Here is a 21175-nt window from a genome sequence, read left to right as displayed (position 1 = left end):
CGGCAAAGTCTCGGCGCTGAACATCGACCCCATCGAGAAGAAGCCCCTCTACCACTTCCTGCCGGCGAGCTTCGCCCTGTCGCTGGGAACAGTGGGGTGTAATTTCCAGTGTCCCTTCTGCCAGAACTGGCAGATCTCCCAGACCAAGGATCTCAGCGGCAGCTACGACGTTACGCCGGAGCAGCTGGTGGCCCTGGCCCTGGAGAAAGGGTGCAAGACGATCGCCTACACCTACAACGAGCCGACGATCTTCTACCCTTTCGCCCGGGATGTGGCACTCCTGGCCAAAAAGCACGGCATCAAAAACGTCTTCGTCAGCAACGGTCTGGAGACTCCCGAGGTGATCGAGGATATGAAAGGGATCATCGACGGATTCAACATCGATATCAAGGGCTTCAACCCCGAATATTACAAAAAGACCCTCAAAGGATCGTTGGAGGGGGTCCTCGATACGCTAAAACGCCTCAAAGAGGGAGGCTTCTGGGTCGAGTGTACGACGCTGATCGTTCCGGGGGACAACGACAGCGACGAGAAGCTGACGAAGATCGCCGAGTTTATCGCCAAGGAGCTCGATCCCTATACCCCCTGGCACATCAGCGCCTTCCATCCCGACTACAAGGTCAACGACAAGCTCCCCACCCCCCTGGAGACACTCCAGCGGGCGGAGCAGATCGGCCGGAAGGCGGGACTGGCCTACATCTATATGGGCAACGTTCCCACCGACGGCATCACCAATTGCCCCGGCTGCGGCCTGGAATTGATCGTCCGGCGGGGGTATCACGTGACCAAAAACGTCCTCGAAAACGGCCACTGCCCCGCCTGCCATCGGGCGATCGAAGGGGTCTGGGCGTGAAACGACCAGACCCCAGTGCGTAGTGGGTAGAGGGTAGTGTGTAGAAAAGAGAAGCAAGAAAAAAAGATGAAAAAAATACTGATACTGCTTTTCGGAATAATATTTTTCCTGGCAGCTTCAAACACTGCCGACCAAAACTCTACCCACTACCCACTACGCACTACCCACTCCAAAATCACTACCCACTCAAAAATAGCAAAGGAGCAGAAAATGAGTATAAGAATTGCAGGAAATATAGGAGCCTTCTACCCCGCGAGCTGCGGCGAGATCGACCGGATGATCGATCACTGGAACGGCATCCTGGACGAAGCCCTGACGGACAAAAGTGTCCTGCAGGCAAAACCGCGGGCGATCATCGCCCCTCATGCGGGCTACATCTACAGCGGCTTCACCGCCAACATCGCCCACCGGATCCTAGCCAACAGCCGGCCCAAACGGGTAGTGGTGATCGGCCCGAGTCATCACGTATATTTCGAAGGGGTCAGCGTGGGGATTCAGGATCTCTACCAGAGTCCCTGCGGCGAGGTCCCCGTCGACAAAGCCTATGCCGAGGAACTGGCGAAGCGTTTCGGGCTGACTTTTGTCCCCGAGGCTCACGAAAAAGAGCACAGCACCGAGACCCAGGTTCCCTTCATCCGACACTACGAGCCCGAAGCGAAGGTGGTGGAGCTGATCTACGGCAAGGTGGACTACACTGCCCTGGTACCGATCATCGACGCCGTGCTGGCCGATCCCGAGAATGTGGTGGTGATCAGCTCCGATCTGAGCCACTTCTACACCCTGGAGCAGGCGAAACAGCTGGACAATATCTGTCTTGCCGGCGTCGCCGAAGAGGATATCTCCCTCCTCGACAAAGGGTGCGAAGCCTGCGGGATCATCGGGATCAAAGCGATCATCGCCGTCGCCAAAGAGCACGGCTGGAAGACCCAGCTGCTCGACTATCGCACCAGCGCCGACGCCAGCGGCGACACCCAACGGGTCGTCGGCTATATGAGCGCATTGATTCTCCCCTGACGGGACCGTGCCGAGAAATCGCAGGCACGGTCCTTCGGGCCTCACGTCACAAGTCGCAAGTAGCGTTGCCTTCGGCAATGTCATTAGTCATTAGTCATTGGTCAGTGGTCATTGGTCATTGGAGACAGGGACTAGTCCTTCATTTCGGGACAAAGTCCCACCTCCAAAACATGTGTATAACGAACGCTTCGCCCCAAAATTTCTCATTCAAACACACATGACGCCTACGCCAAGACGGCAGTACCTCGCGTTTTCTTTTTCTTTGCTTCGTTTCGTTTTTCTTTGTCGCGTGAACAAAGAAAAACAAATGAAGAGATATTTTCACCCTGAACCAAACGGACTCACCGTCAGGCCGATTTAATTTATCTCGCCTTAAGCATGACTTCTGTAAAATCGCAAGACTTTTTCTAGGGTGGGAGCAGTGCCCCGTGCCGGCTCCCCGTTCCTGGAACCCGGAATATGCAGTAGAATTTACATTAGATGTGCCGATGCTTGGTTGGCAAGGGTGTTCGTCCACAACGTAGGCGCACTTGGAAAGTGCGTCGAGGCTTTGGACGGATCGCCCTTGTCACCGATGATCGGTATAGATGATGTGAAGTCTAATGTATATTCCGGGTTAGAAAAACAAATCGAACGACAAAGGCTTAAAGATGGCAAGAAGATGTCAAGTTACCGGCAAAGGCCCCCTGGTCGGATACAACGTATCCCACGCACATAACAAGACCAAGAAGCGTCAGCTTCCCAACCTGCGCACCGTCCGTGTCACGCTCGAAGACGGTACCCGCAAAAAAATCAAGGTCGCCGCTTCCACCCTGCGCACCATGCGCAAAAAAGCGGCCGAAGCCCAGGCGGACCTCGCCTAAACGAAAGATCCTTCGGATCTTTTGCTCTTTTTACTCTACACTTCTCTTTTCCCCAACCTTTTTATCCTCAATATAAAAACAACATATGATTCCTATCGTCCACCGGTGTCCAGCCATGCCAGTCAAAACGTGTCGGATTCTCTTTGTAAACCAGCTTTCCCAGCGGCGTGACAATCGTACGATTTCCGTCAGTAGGACAGACCTCTTTCCCGTTGTGAAATAAGCGATACCAGATCCCCAGACTCCGAGTTCCTCTCCCTGTCAACCATGCCCGCAACTCCCAGCCCGCTTTTTTGAAGACTTTGTTCGGTGGACGGTCAAAGGTTTTGGGCGGGCAAGTGGCCAAAAGCAAACTGCCAAGTGTCAATAGAAGTATTATTCCTCTTTTCATCTCTCCCTCCTTTCGACGATATCTATTATAAACATTTTCAAAGAAACAAGGTTTTTCCATGTATGGCGTATAATACGCTTTAACTATACTAGGAGCATCCGATGTTCACACTCTACTCCCTCAAAAACGGCCTTGCCAATGTCCAAGGCTTCTACTGCGACGCCGTCAACGCCGGGCTCCGTCCCGATCCCGATCAGGGGGATCTGGCCTTCATCCGCAGCGAACTCCCTTGCCACATCGCCGCCACCTATACGACCAACCGCTTCCAGGCCGCCCCCATCCGCCATGCACTCCGCTACGACAAGACCTTCGAAGGCAACTTCATCCTCGTCAATGCCAAAAACGCCAACGCCATGACCGGAGAGGCGGGGATCGCCGATATCGAAACTATTCTGGCCGCTCTGCCCTCGGATGCGGAGGCCCACCATCCCGTCATGAGCTCCACCGGGGTCATCGGCTACCGCCTGCCGGTTGACAAGATTGTCGGTGCCCTTGACAAGCTCGACTACAACGCCAAAAACTCCGACGCCGCCGCCCGGGCGATCCTGACCACCGACAGCTTTAAAAAAGAGCTCTGCTTCGAAGTGGAGCTCGAAAACGGCGAGCGCTTCCGCATCGCCGCCATCGCCAAAGGGGCCGGGATGATCAACCCCGCCATGGCGACCATGCTCTGTTTCATCGCCACCGATGCCGCCGTCCCCGCCGACGAGATGGAAGATCTCCTCGAAGAGGCCGTCGCCCAGTCTTTCAACCGGATCAGCGTCGACGGTGATACCTCCACCAATGATACCGTCTACCTGATGGCCAACGGCGCCAGCGACGTCTACGACCGGGAAGCCTTCGCCGAAGCCCTCCGGCGCCTGACCTTCGAACTGGCGATGCTGATCCTCAAAGACGGCGAAGGGGCCAACAAAGTGGTGGCCTTCGAAGTGACCGGCGCCGCCAGCGACGAAGAGGCCGCCATCGCCGCGACCAATCTCTCCAACTCCCTGCTGGTCAAAACCGCCCTCTTCGGCGAAGATCCCAACTGGGGCCGGATCGCCTCCACCATCGGGGCCAGCGGAATCGAGTGCGCCGAAGAGAAGCTGACGATCCACTACGACGATCTGCTCATCTACGACGCCGAGCACCGGGAGCTCGATCCCGAGCGGGAGGAGAAGGCCTACAAAGTCATGCAACAAGACTCTTTCAAAATCCGCTGCGATTTGGGGATCGGAGAGGGGAGCTTCACCGCCTACGGCTGCGATCTGAGTTACGAGTACGTGAAAATCAATGCGGAATACAGAACATAAATCCAAAATCCTCCATTCTCCATTCTCAATCCTTCACCCCCATCATATGTTACAATGCCGGAAAAATTACCACAGGCAACCATATATATGAAAAACCTCATCATCGTCGAGTCGCCCGCCAAAGCGCGGACCATCAGCAACTTTTTGGGCAAAGACTACAAAGTCGTCGCCTCCAAGGGACATATCCGGGATCTGCCCAAAAGCAGCTTCGGAATCACCGTCGAAGAGGGGAAGTTCATCCCCAAATACACCATCCCTCGAGATGCCAGTGCCACGGTCAAAGAGCTCAAGAAACTGGCCAAAGAGGCCGAGACCGTCTATATCGCGACGGATGAGGACCGTGAAGGAGAGGCGATCGGCTACCACATCGCCAAAGCCATCGGCAAAGATCCCGAGAGCCTGCCTCGTATCGTCTTTCACGAGATCACCAAAAGCGCCATTCAGCACGCCCTGGAGAACCCCAGACATATCGACATGCAGAGCGTGGATGCCCAGCAGACCCGGCGCCTGCTGGACCGGATCGTAGGGTACAAGCTATCGCCCCTCCTGGCCAACAAGATCCAAAAGGGCCTCTCCGCCGGTCGGGTCCAGAGTGCGGCGCTCAAGATCGTCGTCGACCGCGAACGGGAAATCAAAGCCTTCAAACCCGAAGAGTACTGGAGCATCCAGGGGGTCTTCCAGAAGAGTATCGACGCCGATATCTACAGCTTCGAGGGCAAAAAGATCGAGAAGATGACCCTCAAAAACGAGGAAGCCGCCCAGCGTATCGTCCAGTCGGCCAAAGGGGAGAGTTTCAAAGTCGGCTCCATCGAAACTGCCCGCCGCAAGAGCAAAACGCCGCCTCCCTTTATGACCTCCACCCTTCAGCAAGCCGCCTCCACCCAGCTGGGCTTCTCCCCCAAAAAGACCATGATGGTAGCCCAAAAGCTTTATGAAGGGGTCAAGACCCACAAGGGGACCATGGGAGTCATCACCTACATGCGGACCGACAGCCTCAACCTGGCCAAAGAGGCCGTCGCCGAGGCACGCCGCTTCATCCAGGAGCAGTTCGGCGACCGCTACCTGCCCGTCAAACCCAAATACTATGCCTCCAAAGCCAAAGGCGCCCAGGAAGCCCACGAGGCGATCCGTCCCACGATGACCGAGTTCACGCCGGAAAAGGCTGCCAAATATCTGGCCCCTGACGAGCTCAAACTCTACCGCCTCATCTACAACCGCTTCCTGGCCTGCCAGATGACCGAGGCGGAGTTCGAGACCCAGACGATCCTCTTCGAGGGGGAGAAGTCCGTCTTCAAAGCCACCGGCCGCAAGCTGATCTTCGACGGTTTCTACCGCGTCACCGGCTATGGAGAAAAGGACAAACTCCTCCCGGAGCTCCAGGAGAAGCAGCCGGTAGAGCTGAGCGATATCAAAGCCGAGCAGCACTTCACCGAGCCGCCGCCGCGCTACAATGAAGCGAGCCTGATCAAAAAGCTCGAATCCCTGGGGATCGGCCGCCCCAGCACCTATGCGCCGACGATCACGATCCTGCAGAACCGCAAATACATCGAGATCGAAAAGAAGCGGATCCACCCCACCGAAATCGCCTTTACCGTCATCGAGATGCTGGAGAAACACTTCCCGGAGATCGTCGACAGCAACTTCACCGCCCGGATGGAAGAGACCCTGGACAAAATCGCCGAGGGCAAAGAGGACTGGCAGAAGGTCCTGCTGGAGTTTTATGAGCCCTTCATCGAAAAGATCGCCGAAGGGAAAAAGTCTATCCCTTCCCTCAAGGTGGCTGAACCCATCGGAGAAAAGTGCCCCGAGTGCGGATCGGAGCTCCTCAAGCGCAAAGGGCGCTACGGGGAGTTCATCGCCTGCAGCAACTTCCCCAAGTGCCGCTACAGCCGCAATCTCGACGGTACTGAGCCGGAAAAGCCCGAAGAGACCGACGAGATCTGCGACAAGTGCGGTGCCCCCATGGTGATCAAGAACTCCCGCCGGGGGAAATTCCTCGCCTGCAGCGCCTACCCCAAGTGCAAAAACGCCAAACCCCTCACCCCGCCCAAAGAGCTGGAGGTCCCCTGCCCCGAATGCGGCGGCAAGCTCATCGAGCGCCAGGGGCGCCGCGGCACCTTCTACGGTTGTGCCAACTACCCCAAATGCAAATTCATCGCCAATTTCGAACCGGTGAACAAAAAATGCCCCGAATGCGGCTATCTGATGGGGGTCAAGCACCTCAAAAGCGGGGATGTCTATGTCTGTTTCAAATGCAAACACAAAGAGGCAGTTTCCGACAAATCGAAAAAGTGAGGAGGCGCCGATGAGGCGGTCGCAAGTCACTAGTAGCGTTGTCTTCGGCAACGTCATTGGCCATTGGTCATTGGTCATTGGGAGCACTTGCGGCGCTTTTCGTCGTTTGTCATTTGTCGTTTGTCGTTTGATTCGTGTTGCCTGTTATGAGCAAAGTTCTAAAAGGGGAAGCGTTGCAAAGCAACGCAAACCAAAACTCCTCACTCCTCACTCTTCACTCCTCACTAAAAAAATCATCGCTGCGAGAAGCCCAAAATGCTGAAATCGAAAAAATCCCTCCTCAAAGAGTACTGGCTCTTCATCCGGGATTTTTTCAAAGATCTCTTCGACGACCGACTCGGCTTCTATGCCGCCAGTATGAGCTGGAGCACCCTCTTTTTCATCATCCCTTTCATGGTCATATTGCTGGTGCTCTTCACCCATATGCCGATCTTTGATACCGCCTACGGAAAGCTCCACGAACTCATCGCCAAAAACCTGGTCTCCTCCGACTCCGCCACCATTATGGCCCATATCGATCGGTTCGTGGCCAATGCCGACAAACTGGGCTATATCGGTATCGGTTATGTCATCGTTGCCGCAGTGCTCTTTTTCAAGGACTATGATTTCATCGTCAACGACATCTTCGAAACTCCCAAGCGGAGTGCCTGGGGGGCTTTTCGCACCTACTTTTTTCTGCTCCTCTTTCTGCCGATGATGCTGGGAAGCTCCTTCTGGCTCTCCCAGCGTATCGGAGAGTATCTCGAGCAGCTGGGGATCGCCGGAACACTGCACATCTACTATCTTTTTCCCTATCTGATCATCTGGCTCCTTTTCTATATCGCCTACCAGTTCTCTCCCCGGGGGCACATCGCTCCCCGTGCCGCCTTGACCAGCTCTTTCATCGCTTCGCTGATCTGGTATCTGGCCAAAAGCGCCTTTCTCTTCTATATCCTCTACAACAAAACCTACACGAGCATCTACGGCGGACTCAGCACCCTGCTCTTTCTCTTTCTCTGGATCTATATCTCCTGGGCGATTTTCCTGCACGGACTGCGTTTCTGCTACCTTCTGGAGAAGGGTGAAGAGGAATGAAGGTCCGGGGAAATCTCTGGTTCGAAGATCGTGAACGGGCCTGGTTCGGCCCGGGGCGGATCGAACTCCTGGAGCAGATCCACTGCCACGGCTCCATCGCCAAGGCGGCCAAGGCCATGGGCATGAGCTATAAATCCGCCTGGGAAGCCCTCAACGAGATGAGTGCGGCCGAAGGGGAGCCCCTGGTGATCCGCAGCACCGGCGGCAGCGGAGGGGGCGGGACCCGGCTCACCCCCAGAGGGCACGAATATATCCGGATTTACCGGGAGCTTCAGAGCCTCCAGCAGAAACTCTTTGACCTTCTGGATCGTCAGAGCGACTCCCTGGAGGATCTCCTGGCCCTGGGGCGGCGGCTGACCCTCCAGACGAGCGCCCGCAATCAGTGGTTCGCCACGGTGGAGTCTCTCGATTGCGATGCCGTGGGCTGTCGGGTCCGTCTGAAGGTGGAGGAGTCCTTCAGCTTGGACGCCTTCGTCACCCGCACCAGCGCACAGCGGATGGGCCTGGAACCCGGCACACCGGTCTATGCCCTGGCCAAAAGCGGGTGGGTCCGTCTCCACGCCGCCAGACCTGAACCGAAGATCCCCAACCTCCTGCCCTGCACTGTGGAACAGCTCAAAGAAGAGGGTGCAAAGCACAGCGAAGTCCATTTGCGGCTCCCCGGCAGCCAGCCTCTGATCGTCCTCCTCTTCCACGACTCGAAACTCTCCGATTCCCTGAAGCCGGGAGAGAAACTCTACGCCTCCATCGACCCCGAACAGATCATCCTGGCACGCTGATTTTTTAAATTTCTGATAAAAATATGTTATGATCTTTTCGTTATTTCCAAAAATACATAACGGTTGGTTCCATGAAAAAGTTTCTTCTCCTGTTTGCGGCTCTTTCACTCGCTCTTTGGGCTGAGACCCCTCGCCTCCTGATCTTCGCCGGCAGCGCCAGCAAACCGCCCACGCAGGAGGCAGCCCGCGTCTTTACACAAAAGACCGGGATCCCCGTGGATCTGGTTTTCGGCGGATCGGGCTATGTGCTCAGCCAGATGAAACTCACCCGGAAAGGGGATCTCTACTTCCCCGGCTCCTCCGACTATATGGAGATCGCTAAGCGGCAGCACCTCGTCGATCCCAAAAGTGAAAAGATCATCGTCTATCTGGTCCCCGCCATCACTGTCGCCAAAGGCAATCCCAAAGGGATCCACTCCCTGGAAGATCTCACCCGACCCGGGATCAGAGTGGCCATCGCCAACCCCGACGGTGTCTGCCTCGGCACCTATGCCGTGGAGATTCTGGAAAAGAACTTCACTCCGGAGCAGAAAAAGGCCTTTCGAAAGAATCTGATCAATTACACCGCCTCCTGCGCCAAGACCGCTACCGCCGTCAGTCTCCATCAGGTGGATGCGGTCATCGGCTGGCGGGTCTTCGGCCACTGGGACCCCAGGCGTATCGAGACCGTCCCCATCAAAGCCTCCCGACTGGTCCGTATCGGCTACATTCCCATCGCCGTCTCCCGTTTCAGCCGTCACCCCGAGCTGGCCAAACGTTTCATCGATTTTCTCCTCTCCCCCGAAGGACGGAAGATCTTCGCCAAATACCACTACTTCCCCTCTGCTCATGCCGCCGAAAAATGGATCGGAGCGAAGAAACCCGTCGGCGGAGAATACAAAGTTCCCAAAGAGTGGATCGCCCAATGAAGCCAGCTCTCCATTCTCAATCCTCAATCCTCAATCAACAACCATGAATTTCCAGCGCAACACCATCCTCGCAGCCTTCGTTATTCTCCTGCTTTACGGAGGGCTGATCCTCTCCCTGAGCTATTTCCTCGATCCTCAGGCGTTCAGCCGGGCGCTTCACTCCCCGCGGGTTCTCTTCTCCATTCGCCTGAGCCTGGAGGCGGCGACCCTGGCGACGCTGCTGGCTTTGGGGCTGGCCATCCCTGCCGGTTATGCCCTCTCCCGCTACCGCTTTCGGGGACGGGAGCTCATCGACACCCTCCTGGAGTTTCCCATGATCGTCTCGCCGGCGGCCCTGGGGGCGATGTTGCTGATCTTTTTCAACAATCCCGCCGGGGAGTGGGTCCAGGAGCACCTGGTCACCTTCGTCTTCGCCTTCGCCGGAATCGTCCTGGCTCAGTTCGTCACGATCCTCGGCGTCAGCGTCCGGATGGTCAAAAGCGCTTTCGACGAAGTCCCGGTGGAGCTGGAATCCACAGCACGGACCCTGGGAGGTGATCCCTTTTTTGTCCTGCGCACCGTCACCCTTCCCCTGGCGAAACGGGGGCTCGTCGCCGCCACGATCCTCAGCTGGGCCAAGGCGCTGGGAGAGTTCGGAGCCACCATCACCGTCGCCGGAACCATGGCCCTACGCACCGAGACCCTCCCTATCGCTATCTATCTGCGCCTGGAGACTGCGGATATTCCCGCAACGGTGGTGCTGATTCTGATTCTGGTCACGATCGGCCTTACGGCGCTCTTCCTGGCCCGCAAACTCCTGGGAAGGGTTCAACTATGATGGTGCTCGACGGACTGGAGGCCAAGACCGGAGATTTCCGTCTCGGCCCCATCGACCTGCAACTCCCCACCGGAGCCTCCCACGCCCTGCTGGGGCCCTCCGGAGCGGGCAAAAGCACTCTGCTGAAGCTGCTGCTGGGCCTGGAGATCCCCTCTGCCGGGGAGATCCGCTTCAAAGGCAAAGAGATCTCCCAGACCCCCGTCGAGGTACGGGGCTTCGGCTACCTGCCTCAGCATCTGGCCCTCTTTCCCCATCTGGATGTGGTGGCGAACCTGCGATACGGACTCAAAGCCAGAGGGCTGCACGGTGATCCCTATGAACAACATCTGCAGCGCCTTATCGAGGCCACCGGCATCGCCCCGCTGCTGAAGCGCAAACCCGAAACCCTCAGCGGCGGGGAGCGGCAGCGGGTGGCCCTGGTGCGCGCCCTGGCCCCCAAACCGGAGCTCCTGCTCCTCGACGAACCCTTCAGCGCTCTCGATCCCGCTCTGCGCCGGGAGCTCTGGGATCTGACCCGTTCTCTGCAACGGCTGGAGGGGACCACGATGCTGCTGATCACTCACGATATGGAGGAGGCCTTCGCCCTGGCGGACCGGATCCACCTCATCATCGGCGGGAAGATCCGACAGGAGGGGACGCCGGCTGAACTCTGGGAACACCCCGCCGACCTAGAGAGTGCCCGTTATCTGGGCCTCCGAAACCTCTTTCGGATCCAATCCTTCGATCGGGATAGTTTACGCATTCGACTGGAGGGCTTCCCGCAGGAGCTGATCGTCGCACGGGAGAACTGGCCCGTGACAGCGCCAAAATGGTGCGCCATCAGGGCGGAAAATCTCCGCTTTGTCCAACCGGAAGAGAATGTCCCCAACCGGCTCACCCTCCGGGCGGTGCATCGTTCCGGTCCGGGGGTGGACTATTGGAATCTCTACGATGCTGATGGAAAGTTGCTGCTGGAAATGAAAGGGGTAGCAGAAGACTCTCCCGAGACACAGCAGCGCACCGTCATCCTCCCCCCGAAACATCTGCTGCTTTTTCCATAAAGAGTCGGATTCGACTTGTCACTCAGTTAAAAACCAGATAAAAGTTTCAAGTTTTGGAAACGGGAATTCATACTCGGGAAGCGAAAATTCATTCTCTCCTTTTGGAGCGGGTATGGGGCGATATGCTTTAGGCCGGGAATGAATTCCCGATTCTTTATGAGCATGTTCCAAAGCAATACTATCCACACTCCATGAAGACTGATAAAAATTTTGGCTTTAAAAAAGCGTCGGCTCCTCCGCGAGCTTTTTGACATGAAAGCTTCGGCGATGGATCGGGCAAAGCCCATAGCGTTCGATCGCCTCCAGATGTTCGGCGGTACCGTAGCCTTTGTGCTGTTCGAAACCGTATTGGGGATAAATCTGTGCCTGCTCCTGCATGATCCGGTCCCGCGTGACCTTGGCCAGGATACTGGCGGCACTCACTTCCCGAATCTTGCCGTCGGCCTTGACCATCGTGGTGATCTCCCTCACACCGTAGCGGCTGTTCCCGTCGAAGAGGAAACGCACCCCCGGTCCTCCCAACACCGCCACGATCTCCTCCAGGGCCTTGCGCAGGCACCAGGAGATGCCGTGTCCGTCGATCTCGGCGGCCTCGATCACCACCAGATGGTGGCGGCTGCGCTCCAGTATACGCTCATAGAGCCGCTCCCGCCGTTTCGCATCGAGTTTTTTGGAGTCCTGCAATCCGTTGATCCGCTGTAACAGGATCACCCCCGCCACCACCAGGGGGCCGGCCAGGGGGCCCCGGCCTGCTTCGTCGATACCACAGAGGGCAAACGCCTCCTCTTCCGGGAGATTTCCGAAGAGATTTCGCACTTTTTTACTCTGATTAATCACCCGTTTACCCCCCATTGGCTGACGGTTTAGAAGCCTAGCCTATACTAACACTATCAGAAGGTTGATGCGGGTCGACCTTCCGAGAACTCCTTGTTTTTATCGTGATTTGCAGGAAAGAGTTTCTCTCCTTGTTTCCTCTTTCCTTTTCCCCTCTTTCAGCTACCATTGAGTCGAGAAGATCTTCCGCCGAAAGGCGGTTTGCGGTTTTGCCGCCGCTATCTGTTGCGCCAATTCATTCTCTCCGAACAATTTGGATCAATCCTGATAGTGCCGATGCTTGGCTCCATGCTCCTCCAGAAGCTCTTTGACACGCCCCTGTCCCATTTTTCGGGCGTAGTCCAGGGCGGTCATCCCGTAGCGGTCCACAGCATTGATATCGGCGTCTTCCTGCAGCAGATACTCCACCATCTCTGTATCGTTAAAGGCCGCGGCCAGCATCAGGGGGGTCATTCCGCTTTTGCGGCGGCTCTGATCGAGGCTGATCCCCTGCTCCTTGCAGAGGCGAACAATGTCGGGACGACGGTATTTGATGGCGATATCCAGGGCCCCCAGCCCCTCCCGGTTGGTGTAGTCCAGATCCAGACCCGCCTCCAGCAGCAGATCCAGGGCCTCCAGGCTGATCCCCTTCATAATGACATAGAAGAGCAGCGGAATTTCGTCCGGCTCGTCCAGATCATACTCCTCACCGATCACCACCTCAGCATCGAGATCAACATTTCCCCCGGCCAGGAGCTTGCGGATCGCCACCAGGTTGTCCCGCTCGATCGCCTCCAGCAGACTTTGGAGCTCGGTCCGGGGCTTCATGCGCCTCCACCGAAGGGGTTGAGGCCGCCCAGCATCCCCATCGCCTGGGCCTTTTTGTTGTCTTCCACCATTTTCATTACATCGTTGATGGTACTGATGAGCAGGATCTGAAGCGCCTCTTTGTCCTCCATGAGCGAATCGTCGATGGTGATATCGACGATCTCTCCCGCTCCGTTGGCGCTGACCTGCACCATACCTCCGCCCCCTTTGGCGGTGAGGATCGTCTCTTTGGACTTCTCCTGGAGTTCCTGGGCTTTCGCCTGCATCTGTTCCATCATCTTGCCCATATTCTTCAGATCGAGACCTTCAAACATTTTCGCTCCTACTCCAGACCCTCGAAGGCCTGGGCAATGGTATTGTCGTCATTGAGGATGACAATCCTGGGCCGATAGTCGTCGGCCTCTTTCTCCTCCATCTGGGCATAGGCGATGATGATGATCTTGTCGCCCCGGTGCACCTTTCTTGCAGCGGCACCATTGAGGCAGATCTCCCGTTTGCCCGCTTCACCGGGGATGATATAGGTGGAGAACCGCTCCCCGTTGTTGACGTTGACGATATCGACCTTCTGCCCCACCCGCATACCGGCAGCCTCCAGCAGCTTCCGGTCGATGGTGATGGAACCGACATAGTCGAGATTGGCATCGGTGACCGTCGCCCGATGGATCTTGCTCTGCAGCATCGTGATCTGCATCCCTTGCAACTCCTTTGCAGCGTCAGAAGCGCCACGTTGAAAATTCAGAAAGAAACGCTGGATCAGCCCTTCTTTCTATCTTTTCATTATAACAAAACGGCGATATACCGCCAGGAGGGCGGAACTCAGCGCGCCATCTCGGACGGGTTGACCGGCTCGCCCCAGAACTCCTCGGGGATCACATACTCCTCGACCACTTTGCCGCCGAGGATATGCTCTTCGATGATCCGGTCGATCTTCTCTTTGGTCAGGTTGACATACATGGTGTGGCCGGGTTCGACCAGCATTACCGGCCCCTGCTGGCAGCGCCCTAGGCATCCGGTCTGCACCGGTTGAACCGTTCCGATGATCCCTTTCATCATCAGCTGCTGGGCTAGATGCTGAAAGAGCTGCTGACTCTCGGGGTCATCCTGACGGACACAGCTGGGCTTGGGCATTCCCGGAGGGGCACTCTGCTGGCATTTGAAGATGTAGTAGGCGGGTTGGGGCATTCCGGGTGTTGTCATTGTGACTCCTTTTAAATCTGAGTATTTTTGTCTGGTTTGTAAGGAATTTTAGCATAAAATCTTGAAAAGATTGACGACAGTCATACCGTCAGAAAGAAGAAGCCGTTACAATACCCTATTGAATGAAAAATAAAGAGGAGTGCAAAATGAACTATCCGGAATTTTTTGATCGGGCACCGGTCTTCCGGCTCTTCGATCCCCTGGGAAATTTCCTGGGGGCTTTCGAAGAGGGACTTGTGGAGATCCGCTACCTCGATTGTGTCAAACTGGCCGGTCACTCCTGCCCTACCGTCGCGGGGGCCTTTCTGCTGACCTGGCGGGGGATGGAGGCGCTTTTCGGACCGGAGGCACTGCCGACCCGCAGCGAAATCCGGGTGGAGCTTCAGCAGAGCAAAAGCGAAGGGGTCACCGGGGTCATCGGCAACGTAGCCGCTTTCATCTGCGGCGCGGGAGACGAAGGAGGCTTCGCCGGAATCGGCGGCCGTTTCTCCCGGCGGGATCTACTGCGTTTCGGTGTCTCCGATATCGCGGGAGATATCCGCTTTACCCGAATCGACACCGGAGCTTCGGTGACTCTCCGGCTCGATACTTCCGTCGTGGGAGGCTCACCCGAAATGATGCCGCTGATGCAAAAAGCCCTTCGGGGGGAGGCTTTGCCCGAAGAGATCCAAAAATTTCAAGAGCTCTGGCAGGGGCGGGTGGAAGCGATGCTCACGACCCCGGAGCTCTGGGAAAAGATCGCGATCATTACTGAACAGTCCTAAGATTTCAACCAAGGAGTTACGATGCAGATATCCAACTACATGACCCATGAACATCGTGCCTGTGATACGGTCTTTGCCGAGGCGGAAAAGGCGGCTGCGGCCGGAGACTGGGCCGAGGCGGAAAAGAAGTTTCTGGAGTTTTCCAACGAGACTCTGACCCATTTCAAAAAAGAGGAAGAGGAGCTCTTCCCCGCTTTCGAAGAAAAAACCGGCTCCAGCGAAGGGCCCACCCAAGTGATGCGCTTCGAACACGATCAGGTGCGGGGGCTCATCGGCAAGATGGCCGAAGCGGTGGAAAAACAGGATCGCGACGCCTATCTCTCTCTGGCCGAATCGATGATGATTCTCCTCCAGCAGCACAACATGAAAGAGGAACAGATGCTCTACGCCATGTGTGACCGGGTTCTTCCCCCGGAAGAGAAGAGCACCCTGATCGACGAGATGGAGAAGGTGGCGCTGTGACCAAACGTTCTCTGGACGCACGACAGATGGAGCATCCCGAGCCTCTGGAAAAAGCCATTGCCATTCTGCGGGAGCTCGACGAGGGGAGCTATCTCTATATGCTTCACCGCAAAGAACCTCTGCCGCTGCTGGCCCTGGCCAGAGAGCACCGCCTCAACCATCTCAGCCGTTGCGACACGACGGGCATGTGGCACATCCTCATCACCCCCAACACTTCCGTGGACCTGGCCCAACTCCTGGAGACCGAAAGCGTTCCGGCTTAGTTCGGATTTTTTCTCCCCAAAATCACACAAGGAGTCACCAATGTTTCAAAACAGCGGACTCTCCCTCGACCAGGCGCCGCCGATCTCTGTGGTCCTGCGCTTCTTTCTAGCAGGTTCTCTCTGGGGGATCGCCGCCGGAGCCTGGCTCCTGCTGCAGGGCCCCTCGGCCCTGAATCCCGCCGCGCCTCAGGGCCTCATCCTCACCCATCTCCTGACCCTGGGGGTGATGCTCTCTTTTATGCTGGGGGCGCTCTTTCAGATGCTGCCGGTCCTGGCGGGGGTCGCCCTGAAGAATCCAGTCACCCTGGCGATCCGCAGCCAGTGGCCGATCCTTTTCGGAACGATTCTGCTGCTGAGTGCTTTCGGCAGCGGATCCTCTACACTCTACCTCCTGGCAGCCCTACTGCTGGGGGCAGGGCTCCTTCCTGTCGCCTGGCGGATGCTGCGGCGGCTTTACCGGTTGCGGGATCACTCCGCCTCCTCCCGAGGGATGGGCTTTGCCCTCTATAACCTTCTGCTTCTGCTTCTGGTGGGCTTCTGGATGATTGCCCTGCTCTCGGGCTGGAGTTCCCGGGGAGATCTCTGGGCACTGCGGCAAGTCCACCTGGGGCTGGGGCTGCTGGGATGGATCGCTCTATTGATCGTCTCTGTCAGTTTCCAGGTGATCGAGATGTTCTATGTCACCCCGCCCTATCCCCGTCTCTACGCCCGATGGCTTCCCTCGACGATCACAGGACTGCTGACCCTGGAACTGGTAGCGGCACTGAACCTGCCGTCGGCACTTCCCTGGCTGGAGAGCTCCGCGGCGCTCCTCCTGGCACTTCATGCGCTTTTGACCCTGCGGCGGCTCTCCCAGCGCCAGCGCCCCCTCACCGATGCCACCGTCTGGTTCTGGCGGGTCGGCATGGGGTCTCTCGCCGCCGCGATGCTTCTGTGGATTGTCGGCGACTTTACAACCCTGTCAATCGCCTGGAATGAAATGCTTTACACGCTTTATGCCGCGTTCGCCCTGAGTATCGTTTTTGCTATGGCCTACAAGATCGTCCCTTTCCTCACCTGGTTCCATCTCAACGCCCAGGGCTATTTCAACGCTCCCATGATGCACGAGGTGATCCACCCCCGCTATGCGATGCGTCACCTCTCTATCCATCTGACAACGCTTTTTACCGCCCTGTTCGCTGCCTGGACAACCCCTGAGCTCTGGCATCTGACCGGAGCGCTGCTGCTTTTTTCCTTCGCCTGGATCGCCCTGGCGATCTACCGGGCCTGGCACCGCTATCTCGAAGTGCAGGCAAGCGGGGAAAAGTTTGAGTTTCCTTCGATGAAATAACTCATAGGAGACCCTGGAGTTTCTTTGGCAAGTGTTGCTTTACACCTCTTGTCAATAGAAACTGTAATGAATTGGGAACCAGAAGAAGCAAGTGATTCTTCAAAAAAGCCAATGTGCTTCCGTCATCCTGAACTTGCTTCAGAATCCAGGGTATCAAAGGTATTCCAAGACCTGGATTCCGGGTCAAGCCCGGAATGACGGGAATCTTTCAGTCAGAAGATATGATCATCGTTTGAGGTAGTCGGAGAGAATCTGCGCGTGATCGAAGCAGAGCTTCTCCAACGGGATCGCCTCCAGAGGATAGATCCGGGCGGTTTTGGCATCGTCTCCGCCCCTGGGGATGCCGGAAGCTTCGCAGAGAAAGACGCAGCTGGCGGTATGAAAGCGCGGATCCCGTTGCGGATCGCTGTAGACTCCCAGCAGACGGCGGATCCGTACCTCTAATCCCGTCTCCTCCCTCATTTCACGCACACAGGCCTCTTCGACCCGTTCCCCCACTTCGACGAAGCCGCCGGGCAGGGCCAGCCCCCTCGGTTCATTTCGGCGCTCGATGAGGACGATCCCCTTGAAGTCCTCCCCTTCGTAAATCTCGATAATCCCGTCGGTAGCCAGATGGGGGGTGCGTATCATGCGGGATTCTCTCCTTTTGTCGTCAGGATCTCCCGTACGACAGCCCGGTCGTCAAAGGGATACTTGACCCCGGCGATCTCCTGGTAATCTTCGTCTCCTTTGCCCAGGATCAGCAGAATCTCCCCCTCCTCCAGTTCCTCGATGGCCCGTTCGATGGCCTCCCGTCGATCAACGATGGCCTGGACGTTCTCTTTGCCTTTCAGGCCGACCAAAATCTCGTCGATGATCGCTTCGGGATCTTCGCTGCGGGGATTGTCGCTGGTGACGTAGATCTTTTTGGCGAAGCGGCCGGCGACGGCCCCCATTTTGGGGCGCTTGCCCCGGTCCCGGTCTCCGCCGGCGCCGAAGACCACCGCCAGTTCCTTATCCTTGAGACTGTCGAGGACCCGGTACATCCCGTCGTCGGTATGGGCGAAGTCGACGATGATCATGGGCTCACGGCTCACCATCTCCATCCGACCGCTTACCCCGCCGAAATACTCCACCTGTTCGCAGATCTCCGCCAGGGGACGATCGGTCAGCAGTTTGACCCCGGCAATGGCCGCCGTCAGGTTGTAGAGGTTGAAAAGCCCCATCATGTTGGAGAAGAAGGCCTCCTGTTCCTGGCGGTACTGGATCACCCCGCTGATACCTCCCTGGAGTGAATAGGCCATGATTTTGAACGTCGCCGGCTCTTCGACTCCATAGGTGTAGGCATTGTTGGCATTGAAATGGATCGCTTTGATCTCGTCTTTGTTAAGTAGTTTGGGAGTGCTGTCTCCGAAAAAACGGCTCTTGACCCGGCGATACTCCTCGACCGTGCCGTGATAGTCCAGATGGTCCCGGGTAACATTGGTGTGGATCTTCAGGGCGAAGTCAATCCCCTCGATCCGCTCCTGATCGATGGCGTGAGAACTCACCTCCATGACGAAAAACTCCGCTCCCGCTTCCCGAGCCCGCTTCATGTTCCAGAGGGTCTCCAGGATCGAGGGGGTCGTCATATGCCTCGCTTCGATCGCTTTGTCATCCACAAAGAGCCCCCGGGTCCCCTGCAATGCGGCAGAATATCCCAGATCAATCAGGAGGGAATAAAGAAGCGCCGTCGTCGTGGTCTTCCCATTGGTTCCGGTCACTCCGACAACCTTCATCCCCCCCAGATCCCAGGCTTCGATCAGCTCCTTTGGCGTCAAGATGGGCGTCGATTCATCGAGTGTTTTCCGATAGGGAGCGTTCTGCGCCGTAGCCAGCAGCAGACGTCCTTCACCGAGTTCCCGGGTGTTGTCGGTCAGTTCACGGAAGGATTCCGTTTCAAAAGGAACAATCACTTCGACTCATCTTTCACCAAGTGGTAAAGGGCGTAGATCTCCTGATCTTGACCGAAACTCTCCGCCAGAGAATCCAGATATCCCAAGGCCATTTCACGGTATCCGGCATCTATCAAGCGTTTGATGAAGTCGATGAACTCTTCCCGGGTGCGAATCACGACCCGTGTCGAGAACATGATATCTTCGAAGGCTTCACGAAAGCTACCCTTCTCTTCCACCAGATCGATGAAGTCGCTGTAACGGATTCCCTCCTCGATCTCAGCCTCTTCCAAGCCGCCGAGAAGTTGCTCCTGTATCACAATTCGTGTCGCATAGATGGTTTGCATCAGTTCATCGATAATCTCTTCGGCATCCTCATTGGAGCCTTTGATCGCCTGATAGTAGTCAAAAAGCGCCTGAGCATCTTCGTCGCTCTCCAAGCCCATGTCACTAAGGAAAACACCGATTCTGGCATCCTTGAGCTGGGGATAGTCCCGAAGAAGCAGACTATATATTTTCAAAGCGTTATCATAATCTCTTTTGAGGAACTGCTCTTCGGCACGCTGCAATAAAACTCGTTTATTTGTCATTGTACCTCTCTTTCTATTTCTAGGATTATTGTAGCACATACTACGATCCATATAAGCATAAATTCAGGGATTTACAGGCGACTTAGGTTGCATTTTATAAAGGGGACAAGTGAAGTGGTACGCCCAGGAGGATTCGAACCCCCGACCTTCGGAACCGGAATCCGACGCTCTATCCAGCTGAGCTATGGGCGCATGTTGAAGGACCGGACGAAAAACGTCCGGAATTATAGCAGAACTCAGACGAGTTCGATAATGGCCATCTCCGCGGCATCACCTTTGCGGACCCGCGTCTTGATGATCCGGGTGTATCCGCCGTTGCGCTCTTTGTACTCGGGCGCAATCTCTTCGACCAGCTTTTTGGTGGATTCTTTGTCCTGAAGCTGGGCGAAGACGGCACGGTGGGCATTGAAATCACCGGCAGCAGCTTTGCTGATCAGCTTCTCATAATACTTCCGCAGCTCTTTGGCTTTGGGCAGAGTCGTTTCGATCCGCCCGTGCTCCGTCAGAGCGATGGCCAGGTTTTTCAGCAGTGCGGAACGGTGCTGGGATTTACGACCCAGTTTACGATATCCATGTCTATGTCTCATGGCTGTCCTTTGTTATTCTTTTAGTTGTGCGATTTTTTTACTCAAGGCTGCACGGGTCTCTTCATCCAGCTCAAAGTCGGGACCGAAGCCATGCTCCGCCAGGACTTCCTGGATCTCATCCAGAGATTTTTTTCCCAGATTCTTGATCTCTTTGAGCTCGTTTTCGCTCATCAGAACCAGCTCGCCCAGGTATTTGATTCCGGCACGATCCAGGGAGTTGAAGCTTCGGGCACCCAGTCCCAATGTATCGACGGGGACCAGAAAGCTTTTTAGTTCACTTCCGGAGGCCACACTCTCATTATTCCGCTGGAGGTCGAGATTCATTACATTTCCGAAGACAGACATCTGTTTATGCATCGTTTCCAGCGCATTGGCAAACGCCGTTACCGGATCGATCTGACCGTCGGTCTCGATCTCAAAAACAATCTTCTCATAGTCGGGATTGTCTTCGACCAGTACATTCTCGATACTGTAGTTGGCCTTGCGAACGGGGGTAAAGAAGGCATCCAACGCAATCGCATTCTGATCGATTTCCTCCCGCAGGTCCTCACTGGGAACGTAGCCGATCCCTTTGGCGATCTCCAGGGTAAACTCCAGTTCACCGTCTTCGTTGAGTGTTGCCAGAGACAGATCGGGATTGACCACCTCGACCTGATCATTGTTCAGATCACCGGCTTTGACCTCTTTGGGACCTTTGAAGCTGTAACTGACCACAGCACGATCCAGTTCCTCTTTGATCTTGAAACGGATCCCTTTGAGGTTGATGATGAAGACAGCGATGTCTTCGTGCATTCCCCGGATCGAGTCAAATTCGTGGGCGGCACCTTCGATTTTGAGAGAGATGGGGGCGTATCCGATGGAGCTTCCCAGCAGCAGCCGCCGTAGAGGATGCGCCAACGTCACCGCATAGCCGCTCTCGAAAGGGTAGGCGATCACCTGCGCCCGGTTTTCGCTGATCTCATTGATTTCTACCTCACTGGGCAGAAAAGGCGCGGTTTTAATTTTTCTCATAAGCCAGCCTTTGCTAATTTTACTTGGAGTAAAGCTCGACGATCAGACGCTCTTCAACGGGGATGGAGATCTCTTCTCTCTCGGGAATCCG

25 protein-coding genes and 1 tRNA gene are annotated in these 21175 nt (G+C 56.1%); 14 read left to right on the top strand and 12 right to left on the bottom strand.

The annotated features are described in order from the left end of the window. The 3 genes from amrS to rpmB form a co-directional block, all read left to right on the top strand. Positions 1-853, top strand: an 853-nt coding sequence (amrS, locus tag F8I07_RS06945; protein ID WP_292657513.1) for an AmmeMemoRadiSam system radical SAM enzyme, incomplete at its 5' end; no start/stop codon positions are given. Positions 854-1063: 210 nt separating this feature from the next. After that, positions 1064-1867: an AmmeMemoRadiSam system protein B gene (gene amrB / locus F8I07_RS06940; RefSeq protein WP_292657510.1), complete on the top strand. Its 804-nt coding sequence runs from the start codon at positions 1064-1066 to the stop codon at positions 1865-1867. 650 nt (positions 1868-2517) lie between these two features. Beyond that, the gene (gene rpmB / locus F8I07_RS06935) at positions 2518-2730 is read left to right on the top strand and encodes a 50S ribosomal protein L28 (protein ID WP_292657508.1); all 213 of its coding nucleotides are present in this window, start codon (positions 2518-2520) and stop codon (positions 2728-2730) included. 67 nt (positions 2731-2797) lie between these two features. Here rpmB and F8I07_RS06930 read toward each other — a convergent pair whose 3' ends face one another. Further along, positions 2798-3121 carry a hypothetical protein gene (locus F8I07_RS06930; RefSeq protein WP_292657504.1) on the bottom strand — a complete coding sequence of 108 codons (324 nt, stop codon included), beginning with the start codon at positions 3119-3121 and terminating at the stop codon, positions 2798-2800. 101 nt (positions 3122-3222) lie between these two features. Between F8I07_RS06930 and argJ the strand changes: the two genes are divergently transcribed. From argJ to F8I07_RS06895, 7 genes are all read left to right on the top strand, one after another. Beyond that, on the top strand, positions 3223-4413 hold the full coding sequence (argJ, locus tag F8I07_RS06925) for a bifunctional glutamate N-acetyltransferase/amino-acid acetyltransferase ArgJ (protein ID WP_292657501.1): 1191 nt from the start codon (positions 3223-3225) through the stop codon (positions 4411-4413). 87 nt (positions 4414-4500) lie between these two features. Beyond that, entirely contained in the window at positions 4501-6708 is a 2208-nt protein-coding gene (gene topA / locus F8I07_RS06920; protein WP_292657498.1) for a type I DNA topoisomerase, read from the top strand. A gap of 255 nt (positions 6709-6963) precedes the next feature. Next, on the top strand, positions 6964-7782 hold the full coding sequence (locus F8I07_RS06915) for a YihY family inner membrane protein (protein WP_292657496.1): 819 nt from the start codon (positions 6964-6966) through the stop codon (positions 7780-7782). Further along, a complete protein-coding gene (locus F8I07_RS06910) occupies positions 7779-8561 on the top strand; it encodes a TOBE domain-containing protein (protein ID WP_292657493.1) in 783 nt (260 codons plus the stop codon). Before F8I07_RS06915 ends, F8I07_RS06910 begins: the two co-directional genes overlap by 4 nt. Positions 8562-8632: 71 nt before the next feature. Continuing rightward, on the top strand, positions 8633-9469 hold the full coding sequence (locus F8I07_RS06905) for a molybdate ABC transporter substrate-binding protein (protein WP_292657491.1): 837 nt from the start codon (positions 8633-8635) through the stop codon (positions 9467-9469). A gap of 43 nt (positions 9470-9512) precedes the next feature. Beyond that, complete coding sequence (locus F8I07_RS06900) at positions 9513-10286, top strand: ABC transporter permease (protein WP_292657488.1); 774 nt, start codon at positions 9513-9515, stop codon at positions 10284-10286. Next, complete coding sequence (locus F8I07_RS06895; protein ID WP_292657485.1) at positions 10283-11326, top strand: ABC transporter ATP-binding protein; 1044 nt, start codon at positions 10283-10285, stop codon at positions 11324-11326. Before F8I07_RS06900 ends, F8I07_RS06895 begins: the two co-directional genes overlap by 4 nt. 216 nt (positions 11327-11542) lie before the next feature. Here F8I07_RS06895 and F8I07_RS06890 read toward each other — a convergent pair whose 3' ends face one another. From F8I07_RS06890 to F8I07_RS06870, 5 genes are all read right to left on the bottom strand, one after another. Continuing rightward, entirely contained in the window at positions 11543-12163 is a 621-nt protein-coding gene (locus F8I07_RS06890) for a ribonuclease HII (RefSeq protein WP_292657483.1), read from the bottom strand. Between the two features lie 255 nt (positions 12164-12418). Beyond that, positions 12419-12967: an ankyrin repeat domain-containing protein gene (locus F8I07_RS06885; RefSeq protein WP_292657481.1), complete on the bottom strand. Its 549-nt coding sequence runs from the start codon at positions 12965-12967 to the stop codon at positions 12419-12421. Further along, positions 12964-13281, bottom strand: coding sequence for a YbaB/EbfC family nucleoid-associated protein (locus tag F8I07_RS06880; RefSeq protein ID WP_292657478.1), 318 nt, complete (start codon positions 13279-13281; stop codon positions 12964-12966). The genes F8I07_RS06885 and F8I07_RS06880 overlap by 4 nt, the downstream gene beginning before the upstream one ends. A gap of 8 nt (positions 13282-13289) precedes the next feature. Beyond that, entirely contained in the window at positions 13290-13658 is a 369-nt protein-coding gene (gene panD / locus F8I07_RS06875; RefSeq protein ID WP_292657475.1) for an aspartate 1-decarboxylase, read from the bottom strand. Positions 13659-13783: 125 nt separating this feature from the next. Then, positions 13784-14164 carry a (2Fe-2S) ferredoxin domain-containing protein gene (locus F8I07_RS06870; RefSeq protein ID WP_292657472.1) on the bottom strand — a complete coding sequence of 127 codons (381 nt, stop codon included), beginning with the start codon at positions 14162-14164 and terminating at the stop codon, positions 13784-13786. A 146-nt stretch (positions 14165-14310) separates the two neighbouring features. On the opposite strand from F8I07_RS06870, the gene F8I07_RS06865 reads away from it, so the two are divergent. From F8I07_RS06865 to F8I07_RS06850, 4 genes are read left to right on the top strand one after another with little or no spacing between them, the layout of a single operon-like run. After that, positions 14311-14928 carry a hypothetical protein gene (locus F8I07_RS06865; RefSeq protein ID WP_292657468.1) on the top strand — a complete coding sequence of 206 codons (618 nt, stop codon included), beginning with the start codon at positions 14311-14313 and terminating at the stop codon, positions 14926-14928. A gap of 21 nt (positions 14929-14949) precedes the next feature. Then, a complete protein-coding gene (locus F8I07_RS06860) occupies positions 14950-15390 on the top strand; it encodes a hemerythrin domain-containing protein (protein ID WP_292657465.1) in 441 nt (146 codons plus the stop codon). Further along, positions 15387-15653: a DUF2249 domain-containing protein gene (locus F8I07_RS06855; protein WP_292657463.1), complete on the top strand. Its 267-nt coding sequence runs from the start codon at positions 15387-15389 to the stop codon at positions 15651-15653. The genes F8I07_RS06860 and F8I07_RS06855 overlap by 4 nt, the downstream gene beginning before the upstream one ends. Before the next feature lie 40 nt (positions 15654-15693). Continuing rightward, positions 15694-16983 (top strand): hypothetical protein, encoded by a 1290-nt coding sequence (locus tag F8I07_RS06850; RefSeq protein WP_292657461.1) that lies wholly within the window; start codon positions 15694-15696, stop codon positions 16981-16983. Positions 16984-17208: 225 nt separating this feature from the next. Here the strand turns inward: F8I07_RS06850 and F8I07_RS06845 are convergent, their stop codons facing one another. From F8I07_RS06845 to F8I07_RS06820, 6 genes are all read right to left on the bottom strand, one after another. After that, positions 17209-17613, bottom strand: a complete 405-nt coding sequence (locus tag F8I07_RS06845) for an NUDIX hydrolase (RefSeq protein ID WP_292657458.1) — start codon at positions 17611-17613, stop codon at positions 17209-17211. Beyond that, entirely contained in the window at positions 17610-18917 is a 1308-nt protein-coding gene (locus tag F8I07_RS06840) for a UDP-N-acetylmuramoyl-L-alanyl-D-glutamate--2,6-diaminopimelate ligase (RefSeq protein ID WP_292657455.1), read from the bottom strand. The genes F8I07_RS06845 and F8I07_RS06840 overlap by 4 nt, the downstream gene beginning before the upstream one ends. Then, on the bottom strand, positions 18914-19486 hold the full coding sequence (locus F8I07_RS06835; RefSeq protein ID WP_292657453.1) for a hypothetical protein: 573 nt from the start codon (positions 19484-19486) through the stop codon (positions 18914-18916). Before F8I07_RS06835 ends, F8I07_RS06840 begins: the two co-directional genes overlap by 4 nt. A 115-nt stretch (positions 19487-19601) precedes the next feature. Next, a tRNA-Arg gene (locus F8I07_RS06830) sits at positions 19602-19678 on the bottom strand. Between the two features lie 44 nt (positions 19679-19722). Further along, entirely contained in the window at positions 19723-20073 is a 351-nt protein-coding gene (gene rplQ / locus F8I07_RS06825; RefSeq protein ID WP_292657450.1) for a 50S ribosomal protein L17, read from the bottom strand. A 12-nt stretch (positions 20074-20085) separates the two neighbouring features. Beyond that, a complete protein-coding gene (locus F8I07_RS06820; RefSeq protein WP_292657445.1) occupies positions 20086-21084 on the bottom strand; it encodes a DNA-directed RNA polymerase subunit alpha in 999 nt (332 codons plus the stop codon). Between the last annotated feature and the right edge of the window lie 91 nt (positions 21085-21175).

This window comes from Nitratifractor sp., assembly GCF_015487065.1.
Taxonomy (GTDB): domain Bacteria; phylum Campylobacterota; class Campylobacteria; order Campylobacterales; family Sulfurovaceae; genus Nitratifractor.
Note: the sequence above shows the minus strand (reverse complement) of the source record. Positions and strands in the feature narration are given on the sequence as shown.